Annotated in this window: 15 protein-coding genes and 1 pseudogene; 9 read left to right on the top strand and 7 right to left on the bottom strand. The window is 51.3% G+C overall.

The window, feature by feature from the left end; translation table 11 throughout:
* Positions 1–2: 2 nt before the first annotated feature.
* Positions 3–1,142, bottom strand: a complete 1,140-nt coding sequence (gene arnB / locus D9738_RS15155; RefSeq protein ID WP_130260546.1) for a UDP-4-amino-4-deoxy-L-arabinose aminotransferase — start codon at positions 1,140–1,142, stop codon at positions 3–5.
* Between the two features lie 318 nt (positions 1,143–1,460).
* Between arnB and ais the strand changes: the two genes are divergently transcribed.
* Positions 1,461–2,063, top strand: a complete 603-nt coding sequence (ais, locus tag D9738_RS15150; protein WP_130260545.1) for a lipopolysaccharide core heptose(II)-phosphate phosphatase Ais — start codon at positions 1,461–1,463, stop codon at positions 2,061–2,063.
* Positions 2,064–2,101: 38 nt separating this feature from the next.
* Here ais and nudI read toward each other — a convergent pair whose 3' ends face one another.
* Positions 2,102–2,527, bottom strand: a complete 426-nt coding sequence (nudI, locus tag D9738_RS15145) for a nucleoside triphosphatase NudI (protein ID WP_130207172.1) — start codon at positions 2,525–2,527, stop codon at positions 2,102–2,104.
* Positions 2,528–2,806: 279 nt separating this feature from the next.
* Here nudI and D9738_RS15140 point away from each other — a divergent pair, with 279 nt between their 5' ends.
* From D9738_RS15140 to yfaU, 6 genes are all read left to right on the top strand, one after another.
* Positions 2,807–3,349, top strand: coding sequence for a YfaZ family outer membrane protein (locus D9738_RS15140; protein WP_130207171.1), 543 nt, complete (start codon positions 2,807–2,809; stop codon positions 3,347–3,349).
* Positions 3,350–3,448: 99 nt separating this feature from the next.
* Positions 3,449–4,651, top strand: coding sequence for a nicotinamide mononucleotide deamidase-related protein YfaY (locus tag D9738_RS15135; RefSeq protein WP_130260544.1), 1,203 nt, complete (start codon positions 3,449–3,451; stop codon positions 4,649–4,651).
* A gap of 216 nt (positions 4,652–4,867) precedes the next feature.
* Positions 4,868–5,650: an IclR family transcriptional regulator gene (locus tag D9738_RS15130; protein ID WP_130260543.1), complete on the top strand. Its 783-nt coding sequence runs from the start codon at positions 4,868–4,870 to the stop codon at positions 5,648–5,650.
* Between the two features lie 14 nt (positions 5,651–5,664).
* Positions 5,665–6,870: an L-rhamnonate dehydratase gene (gene rhmD, locus D9738_RS15125; protein WP_130260542.1), complete on the top strand. Its 1,206-nt coding sequence runs from the start codon at positions 5,665–5,667 to the stop codon at positions 6,868–6,870.
* 56 nt (positions 6,871–6,926) lie between these two features.
* On the top strand, positions 6,927–8,216 hold the full coding sequence (locus D9738_RS15120; RefSeq protein ID WP_130207167.1) for an MFS transporter: 1,290 nt from the start codon (positions 6,927–6,929) through the stop codon (positions 8,214–8,216).
* A 16-nt stretch (positions 8,217–8,232) separates the two neighbouring features.
* Positions 8,233–9,036 (top strand): 2-keto-3-deoxy-L-rhamnonate aldolase, encoded by an 804-nt coding sequence (gene yfaU / locus D9738_RS15115; protein WP_130260541.1) that lies wholly within the window; start codon positions 8,233–8,235, stop codon positions 9,034–9,036.
* 42 nt (positions 9,037–9,078) lie between these two features.
* Here yfaU and D9738_RS15110 read toward each other — a convergent pair.
* The 5 genes and pseudogenes from D9738_RS15110 to glpA form a co-directional block, all read right to left on the bottom strand.
* Positions 9,079–9,288: pseudogene (locus D9738_RS15110) on the bottom strand (hypothetical protein); the annotation flags it as partial.
* Entirely contained in the window at positions 9,289–10,188 is a 900-nt protein-coding gene (locus tag D9738_RS15105; RefSeq protein ID WP_130260539.1) for an ISNCY family transposase, read from the bottom strand.
* Positions 10,189–10,381: 193 nt separating this feature from the next.
* Complete coding sequence (gene glpC, locus D9738_RS15100) at positions 10,382–11,572, bottom strand: anaerobic glycerol-3-phosphate dehydrogenase subunit GlpC (protein ID WP_130260538.1); 1,191 nt, start codon at positions 11,570–11,572, stop codon at positions 10,382–10,384.
* Positions 11,572–12,828, bottom strand: a complete 1,257-nt coding sequence (gene glpB, locus D9738_RS15095) for a glycerol-3-phosphate dehydrogenase subunit GlpB (RefSeq protein ID WP_130260537.1) — start codon at positions 12,826–12,828, stop codon at positions 11,572–11,574. Before glpB ends, glpC begins: the two co-directional genes overlap by 1 nt.
* Positions 12,818–14,446, bottom strand: coding sequence for an anaerobic glycerol-3-phosphate dehydrogenase subunit A (gene glpA, locus D9738_RS15090; protein WP_130260536.1), 1,629 nt, complete (start codon positions 14,444–14,446; stop codon positions 12,818–12,820). Before glpA ends, glpB begins: the two co-directional genes overlap by 11 nt.
* 271 nt (positions 14,447–14,717) lie before the next feature.
* On the opposite strand from glpA, the gene glpT reads away from it, so the two are divergent.
* Both glpT and glpQ read left to right on the top strand, forming a co-directional pair.
* Positions 14,718–16,076, top strand: a complete 1,359-nt coding sequence (gene glpT / locus D9738_RS15085) for a glycerol-3-phosphate transporter (protein ID WP_064526704.1) — start codon at positions 14,718–14,720, stop codon at positions 16,074–16,076.
* 4 nt (positions 16,077–16,080) lie between these two features.
* A complete protein-coding gene (gene glpQ / locus D9738_RS15080; protein WP_130260535.1) occupies positions 16,081–17,160 on the top strand; it encodes a glycerophosphodiester phosphodiesterase in 1,080 nt (359 codons plus the stop codon).
* Positions 17,161–17,208: the final 48 nt, after the last annotated feature.

Genomic DNA, 17,208 nt, shown 5'->3' with positions numbered 1-17,208 from the left:
GCTTATTGTCCTGCGAGTTGCTGAAGGGCAGCGATGACGCGGTCGGCATCGGCGGTGGTCATATCTGGAAAAAGCGGCAACGAACAGATGCGTTCGCTGTTCCATTCGGTATTCGGTAACGACAGTGTGGGAAAACGCTCGCGATAATATTTTTGCGTGTGAGCGGCGCGGAAATGTAACCCGGTGCCAATGCCTTTTTCTTTTAACGCTTCCATCAACGCATCGCGGCTGATACCACAACGTTGTTCATCAACACGAATAATAAACAGATGCCAGGCGTGAATGTGCGGCCATGCGGGAAGGCTTAAAGGCTGGAACGGGAGAGCTGCCAGTGCTTGCTGATATTGCAGGGCAATTTCCCGACGACGGGTGTTGAGTTGCTCTAATTTGGCTAACTGTGTCAGGGCAATCGCGGCGTTAATATCGGTCAGATTGTACTTGTAGCCCGGCGTTAATACTTCTGCCTGCGGCGCGCGGCCCCAGGTTTGTCTGTCATATGCATCGACGCCCAGACCATGAAATTTCAGCATACGTAGCTGGCGGGCGAGGTTTTCATCATCAGTAACAATCAGGCCGCCTTCTGCACAGGTAATATTTTTGATGGCGTGAAACGAAAAAATAGCAGTACCTTTCGCACCAATATGTCGGCCTTTGTAATACGTACCGACGGCATGGGCGGCATCTTCAATAACCGCGATACCGTAACGTTCGCCAATGGCGCGAATGGCGTCAATATCTGCTGGCGCACCGGCATAATGCACTGGAATGATGGCTTTGGTACGCGGCGTAATGGCTGCTTCGATCGCTTCAGGCGTGACCATCAGCATATCGCGATCGACATCTACCATTACCGGCGTAGCGCCCAACAAAGAAATCATATTAAGAGTTGATACCCAGGTCAGAGAAGGCGTGATCACTTCATCGCCAGCACCTATCTCCAGCGCCATCAGCGTAATATGCATTCCGGCTGTGGCTGAACTGACCGCGATGGCATGTTGGTTTCCCGTCAACTGGCAAAAGGCTTGTTCAAGCGCCTGATTCTTCGGACCTGTGGTGATCCATCCAGATTCGAGAACATCTTTAACCGCAGCGAGTTCTTCCACACCCATTGCCGGACGTGAAAAGGGCAAAAAATCTGACATTATTATTCCTTCGGCCATTGAATACTTTTCCCATCTATTCACTAATATTTGTTATAGGGAGCGTTATATGTATTTTGCCATTTGGCGTAAAATTCTAAGGGTAGAATATTAATTTAACCTTAAGGAACTAATATAGTACTTAAATATTATTTTTTTCGTTTTTTTATCTTTTTCAGGCTTTTCATTTGACAAGATTTAAGGCATTTTGCGTGCATCGTAATGTTTTAATACTATCCCCAGCCCCTATTTTCCGGTGAAAATGTTATTTTTTTTTCACGGTCATTTAGCTGGCTACGCGTGTCTATAGGTGGAGCTTAAGTGTTAGCTTTTTGTCGGACTTCGATGAAGTCTAAAAAATATATCTTCATTTTACTGGTGCTTGCTGTAATTGCCGGGTTGGGTAGTCATGCTGCCTGGAGTAGCAATGGGTTGCCACGAATCGACAATAAAACGTTGGCCAGGCTAGCGCAGCAGCACCCGGTGGTGGTTCTGTTTCGCCATGGAGAACGTTGCGATCGTTCCTCCAATCAATGCTTGTCAGACAAAACAGGTATTACGGTAAATGGCTCTCAGGATGCGCGTGAACTGGGCAAAGCCTTCAGCGCAGATATCCCTGATTTCGATCTTTATTCCAGTAATACCGTTCGGACTATTCAGTCGGCAACCTGGTTTTCTGCGGGCAAAAAACTGACGGTAGATAAACGACTGCTACAATGTAGTAATGAGATTTATAGCGCAATTAAAGACTTACAAAGTAAAGCGCCTGATAAAAATATTGTTATCTTCACCCACAATCACTGTCTGACGTATATCGCGAAAGATAAACGTAACGTGACATTTAAACCAGATTATCTGGATGGACTGGTGATGCATGTGGAAAACGGTAAAGTTTTACTGGATGGGGAATTTGTCAATCACTGATCTTTGAATCTGACAGCCAGTAATGGCTGTCATCACTATCACAGAAGACCCTTCAAACGTAATGTTTTCTTGGTCGCAACATTCAAATCGTATTGCGCCAGATCTTCAGGTTTTACCCACGCGTATTCCTGAAACTCTTCGTTTATTTTCACTTCACGGTTGGCAGAAACACAGTCAAAGATCAGGTAAATCATATAAATCTCTTCCTTACGACCATCTGCATATGTCTTAGTGCGAATGTCATCGCTGAAAGTCCACGGAGTGATGTCGGTAAGAATCAGTTGCTCGCCTAACTCTTCTCTGATTTCACGGCGTAATGCTTCTTCAATACGTTCGCCAGGTTCCACGCCACCACCCGAAAGCGCCCATTGACCCGGGAAAACGCCGCGATCGTCAGCCATTTTGCATAGCAGATAAGCACCATCATTTTGAATCAAAGGGCAAACAATAGTCCGTTGTCGCACAGGGATGTTCCTTATAATCGAAAATAAACCAAGAGAATACGGCAACTCAGAAATATGCGAAAGTGACATTAGTCTCTTTTGCGATGATAACTGCGCTGATTATTATTTTGGTTTATAACGTAAATCATGTTTATTTTTTCGGCGTTAAATTATTAAAGACGTATTTAGTTACAATAAGTTAGCAGATCGCTTTTTTCACGCATTGAATCCTCTGCGTCAGGCAGTACAATCCCGCAGCTTTGGGGAATGTTGATTATCTTCTTGCGGAAAAAGGTAAAAATGAAAAAATTTGCGCTACCAGTTCTGGCTGGAATGCTGTTGGTTTCTGCATCGGCAAATGCGATAAGCATCAGCGGCCAGGCAGGTAAGGAATACACCAATATTGGCGTCGGTTTCGGGACCGAGTCTACGGGACTGGCGTTAAGCGGTAACTGGACACATAACGACGACGACGGTGATGTCGCGGGCGTGGGGTTGGGCCTGAATCTTCCTCTGGGGCCGTTAATGGCAACTGTAGGTGGGAAAGGTGTTTATACCAACCCGAATTACGGTGATGAAGGTTATGCGGCGGCAGTCGGTGGTGGTTTGCAGTGGCAAATTGGCGACAGCTTCCGTCTGTTTGGCGAGTATTATTACTCTCCGGATTCGCTCTCCAGCGGTATTCAAAGTTATGAAGAAGCGAATGCTGGCGCGCGTTATACCATTATGCGTCCAGTCAGTATTGAGGCAGGCTACCGTTATCTGAACCTGTCGGGGAAAGACGGCAATCGCGATAATGCCGTGGCCGACGGCCCTTATGTCGGGGTTAACGCCAGCTTCTGATACCTTCCGGCGCGGCGTTCTGTCGCGCCATTCAGTTTCTTACTACGCCTTATCTCCCTTTGCGTTATAGTGATTCGATAACAAAAGCAGGAGATAACCATGTTAAAAGTGGAAATGCTATCCACCGGGGATGAGGTGTTACACGGGCAAATCGTTGACACGAATGCAGCCTGGCTGGCCGACTTTTTCTTTCATCAGGGCTTGCCGCTATCTCGCCGTAATACGGTAGGCGATAACCTTGAAGATTTAGTCACCATTCTTCGAGAGCGCAGTCAGCACGCCGATGTGCTGATCGTCAACGGCGGACTGGGGCCAACCAGCGATGATTTAAGCGCGCTCGCTGCTGCGACAGCAAAAGGTGAAGGTCTGGTGCTACATGAAGCCTGGCTTAAAGAGATGGAACGTTATTTCCGCGAACGTGGTCGCGTGATGGCGCCGAGCAACCGTAAACAGGCAGAATTGCCAGCGAGTGCCGAGTTCATCAATAACCCCGTAGGCACCGCCTGTGGTTTTGCCGTGCAGCTTAATCGTTGCCTGATGTTCTTTACCCCCGGCGTACCGTCAGAATTTAAGGTGATGGTCGAGCACGAAATCCTGCCGCGCCTGCGCGAGCGTTTTTCTTTACCGCAGCCGCCGGTTTGTCTGCGTTTGACCACCTTTGGTCGTTCGGAAAGCGATCTGGCACAAAGCCTGGACACTCTACAACTGCCGCCGGGCGTAACAATGGGCTATCGCTCCTCGATGCCGATAATTGAACTGAAGCTGACCGGACCGGCAAGCGAGCAACAGGCGATGGAAAAACTGTGGCTGGACGTTAAACGTGTTGCCGGACAGAGCGTGATTTACGAAGGCACCGAAGGACTGCCCGCGCAGATCAGTCGCGAATTGCAAAACCGCCAGTTCAGCCTGACGTTGAGCGAGCAATTCACCGGTGGTTTATTGGCTTTGCAACTTTCTCGCGCAGGTGCGCCATTGCTGGCGTGTGAAGTGGTTCCTTCACAGGAAGAGACTCTGGCACAAACCGCGCACTGGATTACAGAACGGCGGGCCAACCATTTTGCCGGGCTGGCACTGGCTGTTTCGGGTTTCGAGAACGAATATCTCAACTTTGCGCTAGCCACGCCGGACGGCACTTATGCTCTGCGCGTACATTTCAGCACTACGCGCTACAGTCTGGCTATTCGTCAGGAAGTGTGTGCAATGATGGCGTTGAATATGCTGCGCCGTTGGCTGAACAATCAGGACATCGCCAGCGAGCACGGCTGGATTGAGGTTGTTGAGTCCATGACCTTATCCGTCTGATCAGTCATTCTGTGCCGGTTTACTGCACCGGCACATTCCCCTCCTGCAAATTTGTCCAACCTGTTGTACTCAATAAGAAAAAATCCGTGCGCTGATTCACAAATTTGTGCGTAATTTCTCCAGTCCGCTGGACGAGAAACGGGATTTGATGCGCTTCACAATTTTACTCACCCTGAGCGACGAGACTGATTCCAGTATCTAAGACTGGAGTCCAGTATGTTGGAATCAAGCAAAGTACCCGCCCTGACACGGGCTATTGATATTCTCAATCTGATTGCCCGCATTGGCCCTTGTAGTGCTGCAACGATCATTGACACATTGGGGATCCCGAAAAGCACGGCCTATCTGCTGCTTAACGAACTTAAACGCCAGCGTTTTCTTAGCCTTGATCACCAGGAAAATTTTTGTTTGTGGACCAAGCTGGTGGAGCTTTCCGCTCATGCGTTAAGCAAGATGGATCTCAGGGAGCCGGCGCGACCACGCCTGACGCAACTGATGGATACCACTGGGCTGTTATGCCACCTTGGGATCATCGATAACGGTAGTGCTTATTACATTCTGAAAGTGGAGTCTTCAGCCACCATCAGTGTGCGTTCCCATGAAGGGAAAAGCCTTTCGCTTTATCGTTCCGGCATCGGGAAATGCCTTCTTGCCTGGCAACCAGCCGCTGTCCAGCAAAGCATTATCGAAGGACTGGTCTGGGAAAAGGCGACACCTACCACAATGACTCATCCACAACTGCTCCACGAGGAACTGGCGCGTATTCGCCGTCAGGGCTGGAGCTATGACAACGGCGAAGATTACGCCGATGTTCGTTGCGTCGCCGCTCCGGTGTTTAACGCCAATAACGAACTTACCGCCGCGATCTCGGTGGTCGGTACTCGCTTACAAATCAACGAAGAATACCGTGATTATCTGGCGGGCAAAGCCATTGCCTGCGCCAGGGATATTTCACGTCTGTTGGGATGGAAAAGTCCCTTTGACTTACAGGCCTCATAACAATGGAGAACATCATGACCTTACCAAAAATCAAACAGGTTCGCGCCTGGTTTACTGGCGGTGCTACAGCAGAAAAAGGCGCTGGTGGCGGTGATTATCACGACCAGGGGGCGAATCACTGGATTGACGATCACATTGCTACCCCGATGAGTAAATACCGCGATTACGAACAGTCGCGCCAGTCATTTGGCATTAACGTTCTTGGCACGTTGATTGTCGAAGTTGAAGCAGAAAACGGCCAGAGCGGTTTCGCCGTTTCAACTGCCGGTGAAATGGGGTGTTTTATCGTCGAAAAACACCTTAACCGTTTTATCGAGGGCAAATGTGTCAGTGATATCAAACTGATTCACGATCAAATGCTCAATGCCACTCTGTATTACTCCGGTTCTGGTGGCCTGGTGATGAACACGATTTCCTGTGTCGATCTGGCACTGTGGGACCTGTTCGGCAAAGTGGTTGGGCTTCCGGTTTACAAACTGTTAGGTGGCGCAGTCCGTGATGAAATCCAGTTCTACGCCACTGGCGCACGTCCGGATCTGGCAAAAGAGATGGGCTTTATCGGTGGCAAAATGCCGACGCACTGGGGGCCACATGATGGCGATGCGGGGATCCGCAAAGATGCCGCTATGGTCGCGGATATGCGTAAGAAATGTGGTGAAGATTTCTGGTTAATGCTCGACTGCTGGATGAGCCAGGACGTGAACTATGCCACCAAACTAGCCCATGCTTGCGCTCCCTATAACCTGAAATGGATCGAAGAGTGCTTGCCGCCACAGCAGTATGAAGGTTATCGCGAACTAAAACGCAACGCGCCAGCGGGAATGATGGTCACCAGTGGTGAGCACCACGGCACACTGCAATCTTTTCGTACGCTTTCAGAAACCGGTATCGACATCATGCAGCCGGATGTTGGCTGGTGTGGTGGCTTAACCACGCTGGTGGAAATTGCCGCAATTGCCAAATCACGCGGACAGCTGGTGGTGCCGCACGGTTCGTCTGTTTACTCCCACCATGCGGTAATCACTTTCACTAATACTCCATTTAGCGAATTCCTGATGACCAGTCCGGATTGTTCAACGATGCGTCCGCAGTTTGACCCCATTCTGCTTAATGAGCCGGTTCCGGTGAATGGTCGTATTCATAAATCAGTGCTTGATAAACCCGGTTTCGGCGTCGAACTCAATCGTGACTGCAATTTGAAACGCCCCTACAGCCACTAATCACTCCGGGCGTTGCTGTGACAATGGTAACGCCCACATATTCTAAGGAGCTTTTTATGAGCACCGCTTTGCTTGACGCCGTGGTGAAGAAAAACCGCGCGCGTTTGATCCCGTTTATGTTGGCACTGTATGTGCTGGCGTTTCTCGATCGTTCGAACATTGGCTTTGCTAAACAGACCTACCAGATTGATACCGGGCTGAGTAATGAAGCTTATGCGCTGGGGGCGGGGATTTTCTTTGTGGTTTACGCGTTTCTTGGTGTACCGGCGAATCTGTTGATGCGCAAACTGGGGGCCAGAACCTGGATTGGTACGACGACACTGCTGTGGGGATTTCTTTCGGCAGCAATGGCATGGGCCGATACTGAAGCGAAATTTCTGATCGTTCGCACTCTGCTTGGCGCTGCGGAAGCCGGATTCTTCCCCGGTATGATTTATCTCACCTCGCAATGGTTTCCGCAGCGTAATCGCGCCAGCATTATGGGGCTGTTCTATATGGGCGCACCGCTGGCATTAACGCTGGGATCACCGCTTTCCGGCGCGCTGCTGGAGATGCATGGATTTATGGGGCATCCCGGCTGGTTCTGGATGTTTGTGATTGAAGGATTGTTGGCAGTCGGCGCTGGGGTATTCACTTTCTTTTGGCTTGATGACACACCAGATCAGGCACGTTTTCTGAGTAAAGAAGAAAAAACGTTGCTTATCAATCAACTGGCAAGTGAAGAACAACAGAAAGTGACTTCTCGACTGAGCGATGCGTTGCGTAATGGACGAGTCTGGCAACTGGCAATTATCTACCTGACCATTCAGGTCGCGGTTTATGGATTAATTTTCTTCCTGCCGACGCAGGTTGCGGCATTGCTGGGGACAAAAGTGGGCTTTACGGCCTCTGTGGTCACCGCTATTCCGTGGGTTGCGGCATTGTTTGGGACCTGGCTTATCCCGCGCTATTCCGATAAAACCGGCGAACGACGCAATGTCGCGGCGCTGACATTGCTGGCCGCGGGCATTGGTATTGGCCTTTCCGGGCTACTTTCGCCAGTACTGGCAATCGTTGCGCTGTGTGTTGCAGCAATAGGGTTTATTGCCGTGCAGCCGGTGTTCTGGACTATGCCGACACAACTGCTTTCTGGTACGGCGCTGGCGGCGGGGATTGGTTTTGTCAACCTGTTTGGCGCAGTGGGCGGATTTATCGCCCCGATCCTGCGCGTAAAAGCAGAAACCTTGTTTGCCAGCGATGCGGCAGGATTGCTGACGCTGGCTGCGGTGGCGGTCGTCGGCTCGCTGATTATTTTCACTCTACGTGTAAGTCGCTCAGTTGTGCAGACTAACGTGGCACATCACTAATAGGTTAAGGAATATGATGAACGCATTATTAACCAACCCCTTCAAAGAACGCTTACGCAAAGGTGAAGTGCAAATTGGTCTATGGTTAAGCTCAACGACTGCCTATATGGCAGAAATCGCCGCTACTTCCGGTTATGACTGGTTGCTGATTGACGGAGAGCACGCGCCAAATACCATTCAGGATCTTTATCACCAGTTACAGGCGATAGCGCCCTATGCCAGCCAACCCGTGATCCGCCCGGTGGAGGGGAGTAAGTCGCTGATTAAACAAGTACTGGATATTGGCGCTCAAACCCTACTGATCCCGATGGTCGATACTGCCGAACAGGCACGTCAGGTGGTGTCTGCTACCCGATATCCACCCTACGGTGAGCGTGGTGTCGGGGCCAGTGTAGCTCGTGCTGCTCGCTGGGGACGCATTGAGAATTACATGGCGCAAGTCAACGACTCGCTTTGTCTGTTGGTGCAGGTGGAAAGTAAAACGGCACTGGATAACCTGGACGAAATCCTCGAAGTCGAAGGGATTGATGGCGTATTTATTGGGCCTGCGGATCTCTCAGCGTCGTTGGGGTATCCGGATAACGCCGGCCACCCGGAAGTTCAGTGTATTATTGAAGCAAGCATTCGTCGGATCCGCGCTGCGGGTAAAGCGGCTGGTTTTCTGGCTGTGGCTCCTGATATGGCGCAGCAATGTTTGGCGTGGGGAGCGAACTTTGTCGCTGTTGGCGTTGACACGATGCTCTATAGCGATGCCCTGGATCAACGACTGGCGATATTTAAATCAGGCAAAAATGGGCCACGCATAAAAGGTAGTTATTGATATCAAAGGCCCATAGGGATTACCTGTGGGCCGGTATGTTAGTTAGTGGTTTTTCGCTGTCAGATCGGCTTCGTTTAGCTGGGTAGTTGCGAATACCAGGTCACGATCGATGCCCTGTTCCAGCATTCGCAAGGCAATTTTAATGGCTTGTTCATGCATGCCTTCCTGCAAACCTTCCAATTTACCTTCCTGCCAACCAATTTGATGCCCCTCCTGCCGTAGCCGTTCAGCAATAGTCATCAATTTCTCCTTTTAATGACAGTTCGGAATATCAGCATCAGTGAGTTGGGTTGTCGCCAGCACAATCTCACGTTCAAAGCCCTGTTCCAGCATGCGCAAAGCAATTTTAATGGCTTGTTCATGCATGCCCTCCTGCCAGCCAATTTGGTGTCCTTCCTGCCGCAGCCGTTCAGCAATAGTCATTAATCTCTCCTTTTGTAGTGGTGAACGTTCGGCAATCTCCTCAATAAAGCGGGTGAAACGGGAGGTATCGCCGCATTGCAGCAGATAATTAAACAGCGTTTGCACCTGGCTGTCATTAGTGAAGCCCCTAACCAAAAGCGTGGTGATCCTGTCGACCAGACCGATTAAATCGCGCTCGCGAATATGCTTTTGAATCAGTTCCAGCAGAGCTATACGCCGATGTTGCATGATCTCATCGTCAGGTACGATGGTGATATCCACCAACGGAAAAGCTTCGGTGTACAACTGCCGGGCAAGCTGCGGGTCGTCAAATTCATCCAGCCAGTTAAGTGAATATGGGTAGGGTGAGGTTTCGCCGTGATAAAACAGCATTGGCACTACCAGAGGGACTCTGTCATAGCCTTTGTCCAGATGGCGCTGCATGACGGCAGTGGCATAACGCATCAGTCGAAAGGCCATGTTTTTTTCCGCAGTACTCTGATGCTCAATCACGCAGTAGATATAACCTTCGCCGTCGGTGGTTTCTACCGACCACAAAACATCCGAGTAGTAAGCGCGTAAACTTTTTTCAATAAAACTGGTGGGTTCCAGGCGTAAGGTTTGCAGGTTGCAAAGTTTTCTCAGCGGTTCCGGCAGATGTATTTCCAGAAAATCCCGCGCGGTTTCGGGCGAGAACATAAACGTTTTAAACACCGCATCATGCGGGGAGGATGTTGTTGATTCAGTCATGGTTGTCCGTCACCTGATTTTTATGATGACGGGACATTACGGGGATCGCAGGCCGATGGCATCTGGCAGTTTTAGCCTTTGCGAGACGTTTTCAGAAGTATTTTTACTGCGATGCAACGCATACATTGGGTCCGGAACCGTGCACGCAAAAATGCCCGATAAGCCATGAACTCATCGGGCATCAGAAGGTCGCTTAAGCCAGCGCTTTTGCCAGCAGTGTGATCGGATGCTCGCAGCGAAGGCTTGTGGACATCTCAATCTGCCATTTGCAGGTTTCGCAGTCGGTAACGACCAGATCCGCGCCGCTCTCTTCTATCTGGCGGAACAGTGGCGCACCAATGGCTTGTGAAGTGGGGTAGTTCTCTTTTTTGAAGCCGTATGTTCCGGCAATGCCGCAGCACTGGGAATCCAGCACTGTCAGCTCAAGACCTGGGATTTTACGCAACAGCTCCAGGGTGTAGAGCGTCCAGCCCATTTTTTCCATATGGCATGGGGTGTGGTAAACCACTTTCAGCGGCAGCGGTTTCAGCGGTAACGTTTTGCCTTCGTCCAGCTTGCGCCACAGCCAGCGGGTCGCCAGTTCAATATGATCGCGCAAGCCTTTGTTGTCGACATTCAGCACTTCCGGGTATTCGTCGCGAAGGGCAAATGTACAGGTTGAGGAGGTGGCAATCACCGGAATGCCTTTTACCCCCACCGCTTCGCGGATCGACTCTACATTTGTGATCGCCTGTTTACGCGCTTTATCAGTAAAGCCGTTGGCGATTAGCGGCACACCGCAGCATTTTTCTTTGCTGAGTAATTGCACTCCCGTTCCCATCGCGTTGAGCACTTTAATTAAATCTTTACCCAGTTGCGGATGGTTGTAGTTGATGAAGCAGCCGTGGAAAAAGGCGACCTGGTCTTTATACTGCGCTTGCTGGGCCGCTACGCTGCGATACCAGCGACGGAACGTACCGAAGGAGTATTTTGGCAGCGTGCGACGATGGTCTATTTTTAAAGCCGCATCAAGCAGTTGCCGCACCGGTTTCAGTGAAGTTGCGGTGTTGACGATTGGCGCGAACGGTGTGGAAACGCTGCCCATCAGATCGGTATGACTTAAAACGAAGTTACGCAGCGAGGGACGCGTGGTGTCATATTTCGCTCGTGCGCGCTGGATGATATCGCCAATCTTCACATCGGACGGGCAGGCGACTTCGCAACGTTTGCAGTTGATGCAATATTTCAGCGCCTCGTCATACAGTGCGCCATCTTTCAAACGCAGACGCTCGCCATCCGGCCCGGCTTGTTTTGGCCCTGGATAGCCGGGATTCACCCGGCTCACCGGGCAGGCGGTGGTGCAGACGGTGCACTTAATGCAATTTTCGAAGCTGGTATCGTTCATTATTGGCCTCCTGCGCGTTGGGCAATCTGTTGAGCGGCATGTAAAGCACTGACAGCACAAACGCCGCCGCCGCATCCCTGGGCGATGGGATCAAATCCGCCCAGCACCGAACCGATGGCAAACAGGTTTTCAATGGTTTGCCCTGCCTGCGACGGGCGTAGCGCCTCGTCAGTGGTTACGCCGAACTGTTGCCACGGTTGCGCAGCAAAAAAGTCACTTCTATACCACTCACCCCGCGTGGGGGTTTGCAGTACATCAAGGCCGAGAATTGGTTCGCGAATGCCGTCGCGTTCTGCCACCAGCCCGCCGCTAAAGAAACTGCCGCTGGCGAGAACCGCGAAACGTGGACGCAGCGGGATGTCGGCGTGATTGCGGGTCCAGATTTCACTCACCACGCCGTTTTTACAGGTGACTTTTTTCACTTCATCGCCCGGCATCCACACGCCGCCCTGGCGTACAAACTGGCGCTGTAACTGGTTTTGCAGACGAATACCCAGCACGGAAGGCGGCAGCGTTGGCAAAAGCATCAGTGAGCAAGGTAATTTTTCATTCAGCCAGCGCCACAGTTTGTCATCGGCCAGGCCGAAGCAGGCGGGCATCAGGATCATTTCACAGGTATTGGCGACAGGGATTAGTGCATCAATTAACAGCGGCCAGTTTTCTTCGTTATCAAGGAAACGGGCGATATTCACCGCGCGAAACTCGGTGGCGTTATTGCGTAGCACATCCAGTTCCGGCAGTTCAATTTCAGCAGTTTCAACCGAAAGATCCAGTTCGCGCAACGAAGCCGCCGCAAGATGCGCCTGAAAATCCATCAGCCCGCTAATTCCCACCACACATATCTTCTTCGCGGGTAGCGGCCAGACGGGAACTTCTGGCGAACTTAACCAGGTCGAACGCAAAGTGCCGAGCGGGGTAACGCGCTGATGGGCCAGTTCCACGCTGCCCTGCAATTGCGCGCCGCTTTCCGCAATTAATGTCTGCGCCTGACAAGCGAGATCCAGTACGCGTTGTGGGCCGAGAAGACTGTAAGGGTGGGCAGGTGCCTGATGGCACAAGGACTCCAGCCCTGCATGAATGTCTGCCACCGGCTGACCGTCTGGCAGGTGGCTCAGTAAGTCCAGCGATCCGGATGAGAAATGCAGAGCGCTCTGTCCACGGGTGACAATGGCACAGCGCAGACCGTGTTTTTGCAATCGCAGGCCGCAGAGTAATCCGGCAAGACCGCCGCCCATAATGACAGTATCAAATCGCATCTTTCTGCTCCTTCTCCAGACCACACAGTCCCTGATAAACCCAGCGGGTAAATTCGCTTTCGCGCAATGCGTCTCCCCATGCAATGGGCTGCACACCTTTCCAGCGTTCGTTAAGGAAAGTGGAAAGTTGTTCGATAGATTGTGCGGAGGTGGTGACGTTAAAGCGTTGCAACAATCCAGCTGCCCGGCAGGCGCAGAGCTCGCCCTGGCAGGTGCCCATCCCCACACGGGTGCGACGGCGTAAATCTAACAGGCTATTCACGTTTAGATTTTCTACCGCGTACCGTACTTCGCCAGCGGTAACGGCTTCACACTCACAAACCAGGCTGCGGTGCAAACGGCCTTCGCTTAACCATGCTGGCGTGCGATCGCCATGACGGTAAACCGCAGAGCCGCGTAGTGGGGCAGGGAGGGAAATGACTTTACGTAAGGTGACTTCAGCAGGTTCCTGTGAACCAGGAAGTGCCAGATCGGCGGTCGTACAGGGGCGCGTGTTGCCCAGCTTGCGGCAGACGGCATCCGTAGCCCATTCCGCCATCAGACGATAGGTCATCAGTTTGCCGCCGGTGATGGTGATAAATCCGTCCAGACCATCGCGTTCGGCATGGTCGAGCAGCACGATGCCACGACTGACGTTACGGCCGCTTGGGTCGTCATCGCTGGCAACCAACGGGCGCACGCCAGAGTAGGCCCGCAAAATGCGCGTTTTCGCCATAACGGGGGCCAGTTTTTCCCCTTCACGCAGCAGAATATCCACTTCTTCTGCCGTCACTCGGTTGTCGTCTATCTCATCGTAATTAATGCGTAAAGAGGTGGTGCCAATCAGCGAAATGGTATCGCCAGGCACCAGAATATCGGCGTCGGAAGGTTTACGGCAGCGGTTGATCACATGCTGATTAATGCGGTGGTCCATGATCAGCAGCGATCCTTTCGCCGGGAACATGCGAATGCGCAGATCGGCATATTCGGCAATGTGTTGCCCCCAGATCCCGGCGGCATTAACTACGACAGGCGCATGAAGTGCCTGAGTTTCGCCGGTGAGATGATTACGTACACGAACACCGCACACCGTCGCGCCTTCACGAATTAGTCCCGTAACTTCATGAGCGGTAAGGATAACGGCACCATGTTCTTTTGCATCGAGCATGTTCGCTGCGGTCAGCCGGAATGGGTCAACGGTGCCATCCGGAACTTTTACCGCGCCAATCAGTGCCGGGTTAACGGAAGGTTCGATAATGCGTGCTTGCTGCGGATCAATGGCTTCAGCACTGATTCCAGCCTCTTCGCAAGCACGAATAAAAGTCGCCTGGAAGGAGAGATCATCTTCCGGCAGGGTGATAAACAGGCCGTTGGTTGGTTCGACACAGTGACGCGCAATGCGTTTTAAAATCTGGTTTTCACTAATACATTCGCGGGCCGATTCCGCATCGGTAACCGCATAGCGTGCGCCGCTGTGCAGCAGACCGTGGTTACGCCCGGTGGCTCCCGTTGCGATGTCGTGGCGTTCAACCAAAATCACTTTCAGCCCGCGCAGGGCACAGTCGCGGGCAATCCCGGCTCCCGTTGCGCCGCCGCCAATGATAATCACGTCACTTGTTTGCGAATCGCGAGTTTTCATTGTTATCCCTCAAAAGTTCGTTTTGTCTCATTTAGCCACAGAAAAAACATAGATTGTTTGATTTCGCGCATAATCGCTCATAATTCGAAAGTGAAACGTGACTTCATGCGTCATTTTGAACATTTTGCAAATCTTATTTAATAATGTGTGCGGTAATTCACATTCATGGAATGAATGATTAATTAACATCGCGGCAACTCAAGAAACGGCAGGTTCTTCCATTGAATCAGGCTGTTAATCATAAATAAGACCACGGCCACGGAGGCTATAAATGTTGAGTATTTTTAAACCAGCGCCACACAAGGCGCGCTTACCTGCTGCGGAGATCGACCCGACTTACCGTCGATTACGCTGGCAAATTTTCCTGGGGATATTCTTTGGTTATGCCGCTTACTATTTGGTTCGTAAGAACTTTGCTCTCGCGATGCCCTACCTGGTGGAGCAGGGGTTCTCACGAGGTGATTTAGGTTTTGCCCTTTCAGGGATCTCAATTGCCTACGGATTTTCCAAATTCATCATGGGGTCAGTGTCGGACCGCTCGAATCCGCGCGTTTTCCTGCCGGCAGGTCTGATTCTTGCTGCGGCAGTTATGCTTTTTATGGGCTTTGTACCGTGGGCGACATCGAGCATTGCTGTGATGTTTGTGCTGCTGTTCCTCTGCGGTTGGTTCCAGGGGATGGGATGGCCGCCGTGCGGTCGTACTATGGTGCACTGGTGGTCGCAGAAAGAACGTGGCGGCATTGTGTCGGTGTGGAACTGTGCGCATAACGTCGGTGGTGGTATTCCGCCGCTGCTGTTCCTGCTGGGGATGGCCTGGTTTAATGACTGGCACGCGGCGCTTTATATGCCGGCTTTCTGTGCCATTCTGGTGGCTCTGTTCGCCTTTGCGATGATGCGCGATACCCCACAATCTTGTGGCCTGCCGCCGATCGAAGAGTACAAAAATGATTACCCGGACGACTATAACGAAAAAGCGGAACAGGAACTGACCGCGAAACAGATCTTCATGCAGTACGTGCTGCCGAATAAACTGCTGTGGTACATCGCCATCGCCAACGTGTTCGTCTATCTGCTGCGCTACGGTATCCTCGACTGGTCACCGACTTACCTGAAAGAGGTGAAACACTTCGCGCTGGATAAATCCTCCTGGGCCTACTTCTTCTATGAGTATGCGGGCATTCCAGGCACTCTGCTGTGCGGCTGGATGTCGGACAAAGTCTTCCGCGGTAACCGTGGGGCAACCGGCGTCTTCTTTATGACTCTGGTGACTATCGCCACCATCGTTTACTGGATGAACCCGGCAGGCAACCCAACTGTCGATATGATTTGTATGATTGTTATCGGCTTCCTGATCTACGGCCCAGTCATGCTGATTGGTCTGCACGCGCTGGAACTGGCGCCGAAGAAAGCGGCAGGTACGGCGGCGGGCTTTACCGGACTGTTTGGTTATCTTGGTGGCTCCGTAGCGGCAAGCGCGATTGTCGGCTACACCGTTGACTACTTTGGCTGGGATGGCGGCTTCATGGTGATGATTGGCGGCAGCATCCTGGCGGTTATCTTGTTAATTGTCGTGATGATTGGCGAAAAACGTCGCCATCAGGAATTACAGCAAAAACGCAACGGAGGCTAATGGCATGAAATTGACGCTGAAAAACCTTAGCATGGCTATCATGATGAGTGGAATGATCATGGGAAGCAGTGCAATGGCGGCGGATAACAGTGAGAAAATAGTGATTGCCCATCGCGGCGCCAGTGGTTATTTGCCGGAGCATACGCTGCCTGCAAAGGCGATGGCGTATGCGCAGGGGGCCGATTATCTGGAACAGGATTTGGTGATGACGAAGGACGACCATCTGGTCGTTCTGCATGACCACTATCTTGACCGGGTAACCGATGTTGCCGATCGTTTCCCGGATCGGGCGCGTAAAGATGGCCGTTACTACGCGATAGATTTTACACTGGATGAAATTAAGTCTTTAAAATTCACTGAAGGCTTCGATATTGAAAACGGTAAAAAAGTGCAGACTTTTCCCGGGCGTTTCCCGATGGGTAAATCTGACTTCCGGGTGCACACTTTCGAAGAGGAAATTGAATTTGTTCAGGGGCTAAACCATTCGACCGGGAAAAATATTGGTATCTATCCAGAGATTAAAGCGCCGTGGTTCCATCATCAGGAAGGGAAGGATATTGCGGCAAAAACCCTGGAAGTGCTGAAGAAATATGGCTACACCGGTAAGGATGATAAGGTTTATCTGCAATGCTTTGATGCTGATGAACTGAAGCGTATTAAGAATGAGCTGGAACCTAAAATGGGTATGGACCTCAACCTGGTACAGCTGATTGCCTATACCGACTGGAACGAAACTCAGCAGAAACAACCGGACGGAAGCTGGGTTAATTACAGCTATGACTGGATGTTCAAGCCGGGTGCCATGAAACAGGTGGCGGAATACGCTGATGGTATTGGCCCGGATTACCATATGGTGATTGATGAGACATCGCAGCCGGGTAATATCAAGCTTACCGGAATGGTAAAAGATGCACAGCAGAATAAGCTGGTGGTGCATCCTTATACCGTGCGGGCCGACAAGCTACCGGCCTACACAACGAATGTGAATCAGCTTTATGACATTTTGTATAACAAAGCTGGAGTGAACGGTTTGTTCACTGACTTCCCGGATAAAGCGGTTACCTTCCTGCAACAACAGAAATAATCTCACCTTCGGCATTCCGGTCTGCCCGGAATGCCGCTTTGCTTCTGT

Source organism: Escherichia sp. E10V5, assembly GCF_004212315.1.
In the GTDB taxonomy this organism is placed as follows: Bacteria; Pseudomonadota; Gammaproteobacteria; order Enterobacterales; family Enterobacteriaceae; genus Escherichia.
This window is presented reverse-complemented; position numbering and strand designations above follow the sequence as displayed.

Excerpts from the sequence above, each read along its gene's own strand:
- arnB (WP_130260546.1), bottom strand. The coding sequence starts at position 1,142 with ATGTCAGATTTTTTGCCCTTTTCACGTCCGGCAATGGGTGTGGAAGAA.
- D9738_RS15140 (WP_130207171.1), top strand. The coding sequence starts at position 2,807 with ATGAAAAAATTTGCGCTACCAGTTCTGGCTGGAATGCTGTTGGTTTCT.
- D9738_RS15135 (WP_130260544.1), top strand. The coding sequence starts at position 3,449 with ATGTTAAAAGTGGAAATGCTATCCACCGGGGATGAGGTGTTACACGGG.
- D9738_RS15130 (WP_130260543.1), top strand. The coding sequence starts at position 4,868 with ATGTTGGAATCAAGCAAAGTACCCGCCCTGACACGGGCTATTGATATT.
- rhmD (WP_130260542.1), top strand. The coding sequence starts at position 5,665 with ATGACCTTACCAAAAATCAAACAGGTTCGCGCCTGGTTTACTGGCGGT.
- D9738_RS15120 (WP_130207167.1), top strand. The coding sequence starts at position 6,927 with ATGAGCACCGCTTTGCTTGACGCCGTGGTGAAGAAAAACCGCGCGCGT.
- yfaU (WP_130260541.1), top strand. The coding sequence starts at position 8,233 with ATGAACGCATTATTAACCAACCCCTTCAAAGAACGCTTACGCAAAGGT.
- D9738_RS15105 (WP_130260539.1), bottom strand. The coding sequence starts at position 10,188 with ATGACTGAATCAACAACATCCTCCCCGCATGATGCGGTGTTTAAAACG.
- glpC (WP_130260538.1), bottom strand. The coding sequence starts at position 11,572 with ATGAACGATACCAGCTTCGAAAATTGCATTAAGTGCACCGTCTGCACC.
- glpB (WP_130260537.1), bottom strand. The coding sequence starts at position 12,828 with ATGCGATTTGATACTGTCATTATGGGCGGCGGTCTTGCCGGATTACTC.
- glpA (WP_130260536.1), bottom strand. The coding sequence starts at position 14,446 with ATGAAAACTCGCGATTCGCAAACAAGTGACGTGATTATCATTGGCGGC.
- glpT (WP_064526704.1), top strand. The coding sequence starts at position 14,718 with ATGTTGAGTATTTTTAAACCAGCGCCACACAAGGCGCGCTTACCTGCT.
- glpQ (WP_130260535.1), top strand. The coding sequence starts at position 16,081 with ATGAAATTGACGCTGAAAAACCTTAGCATGGCTATCATGATGAGTGGA.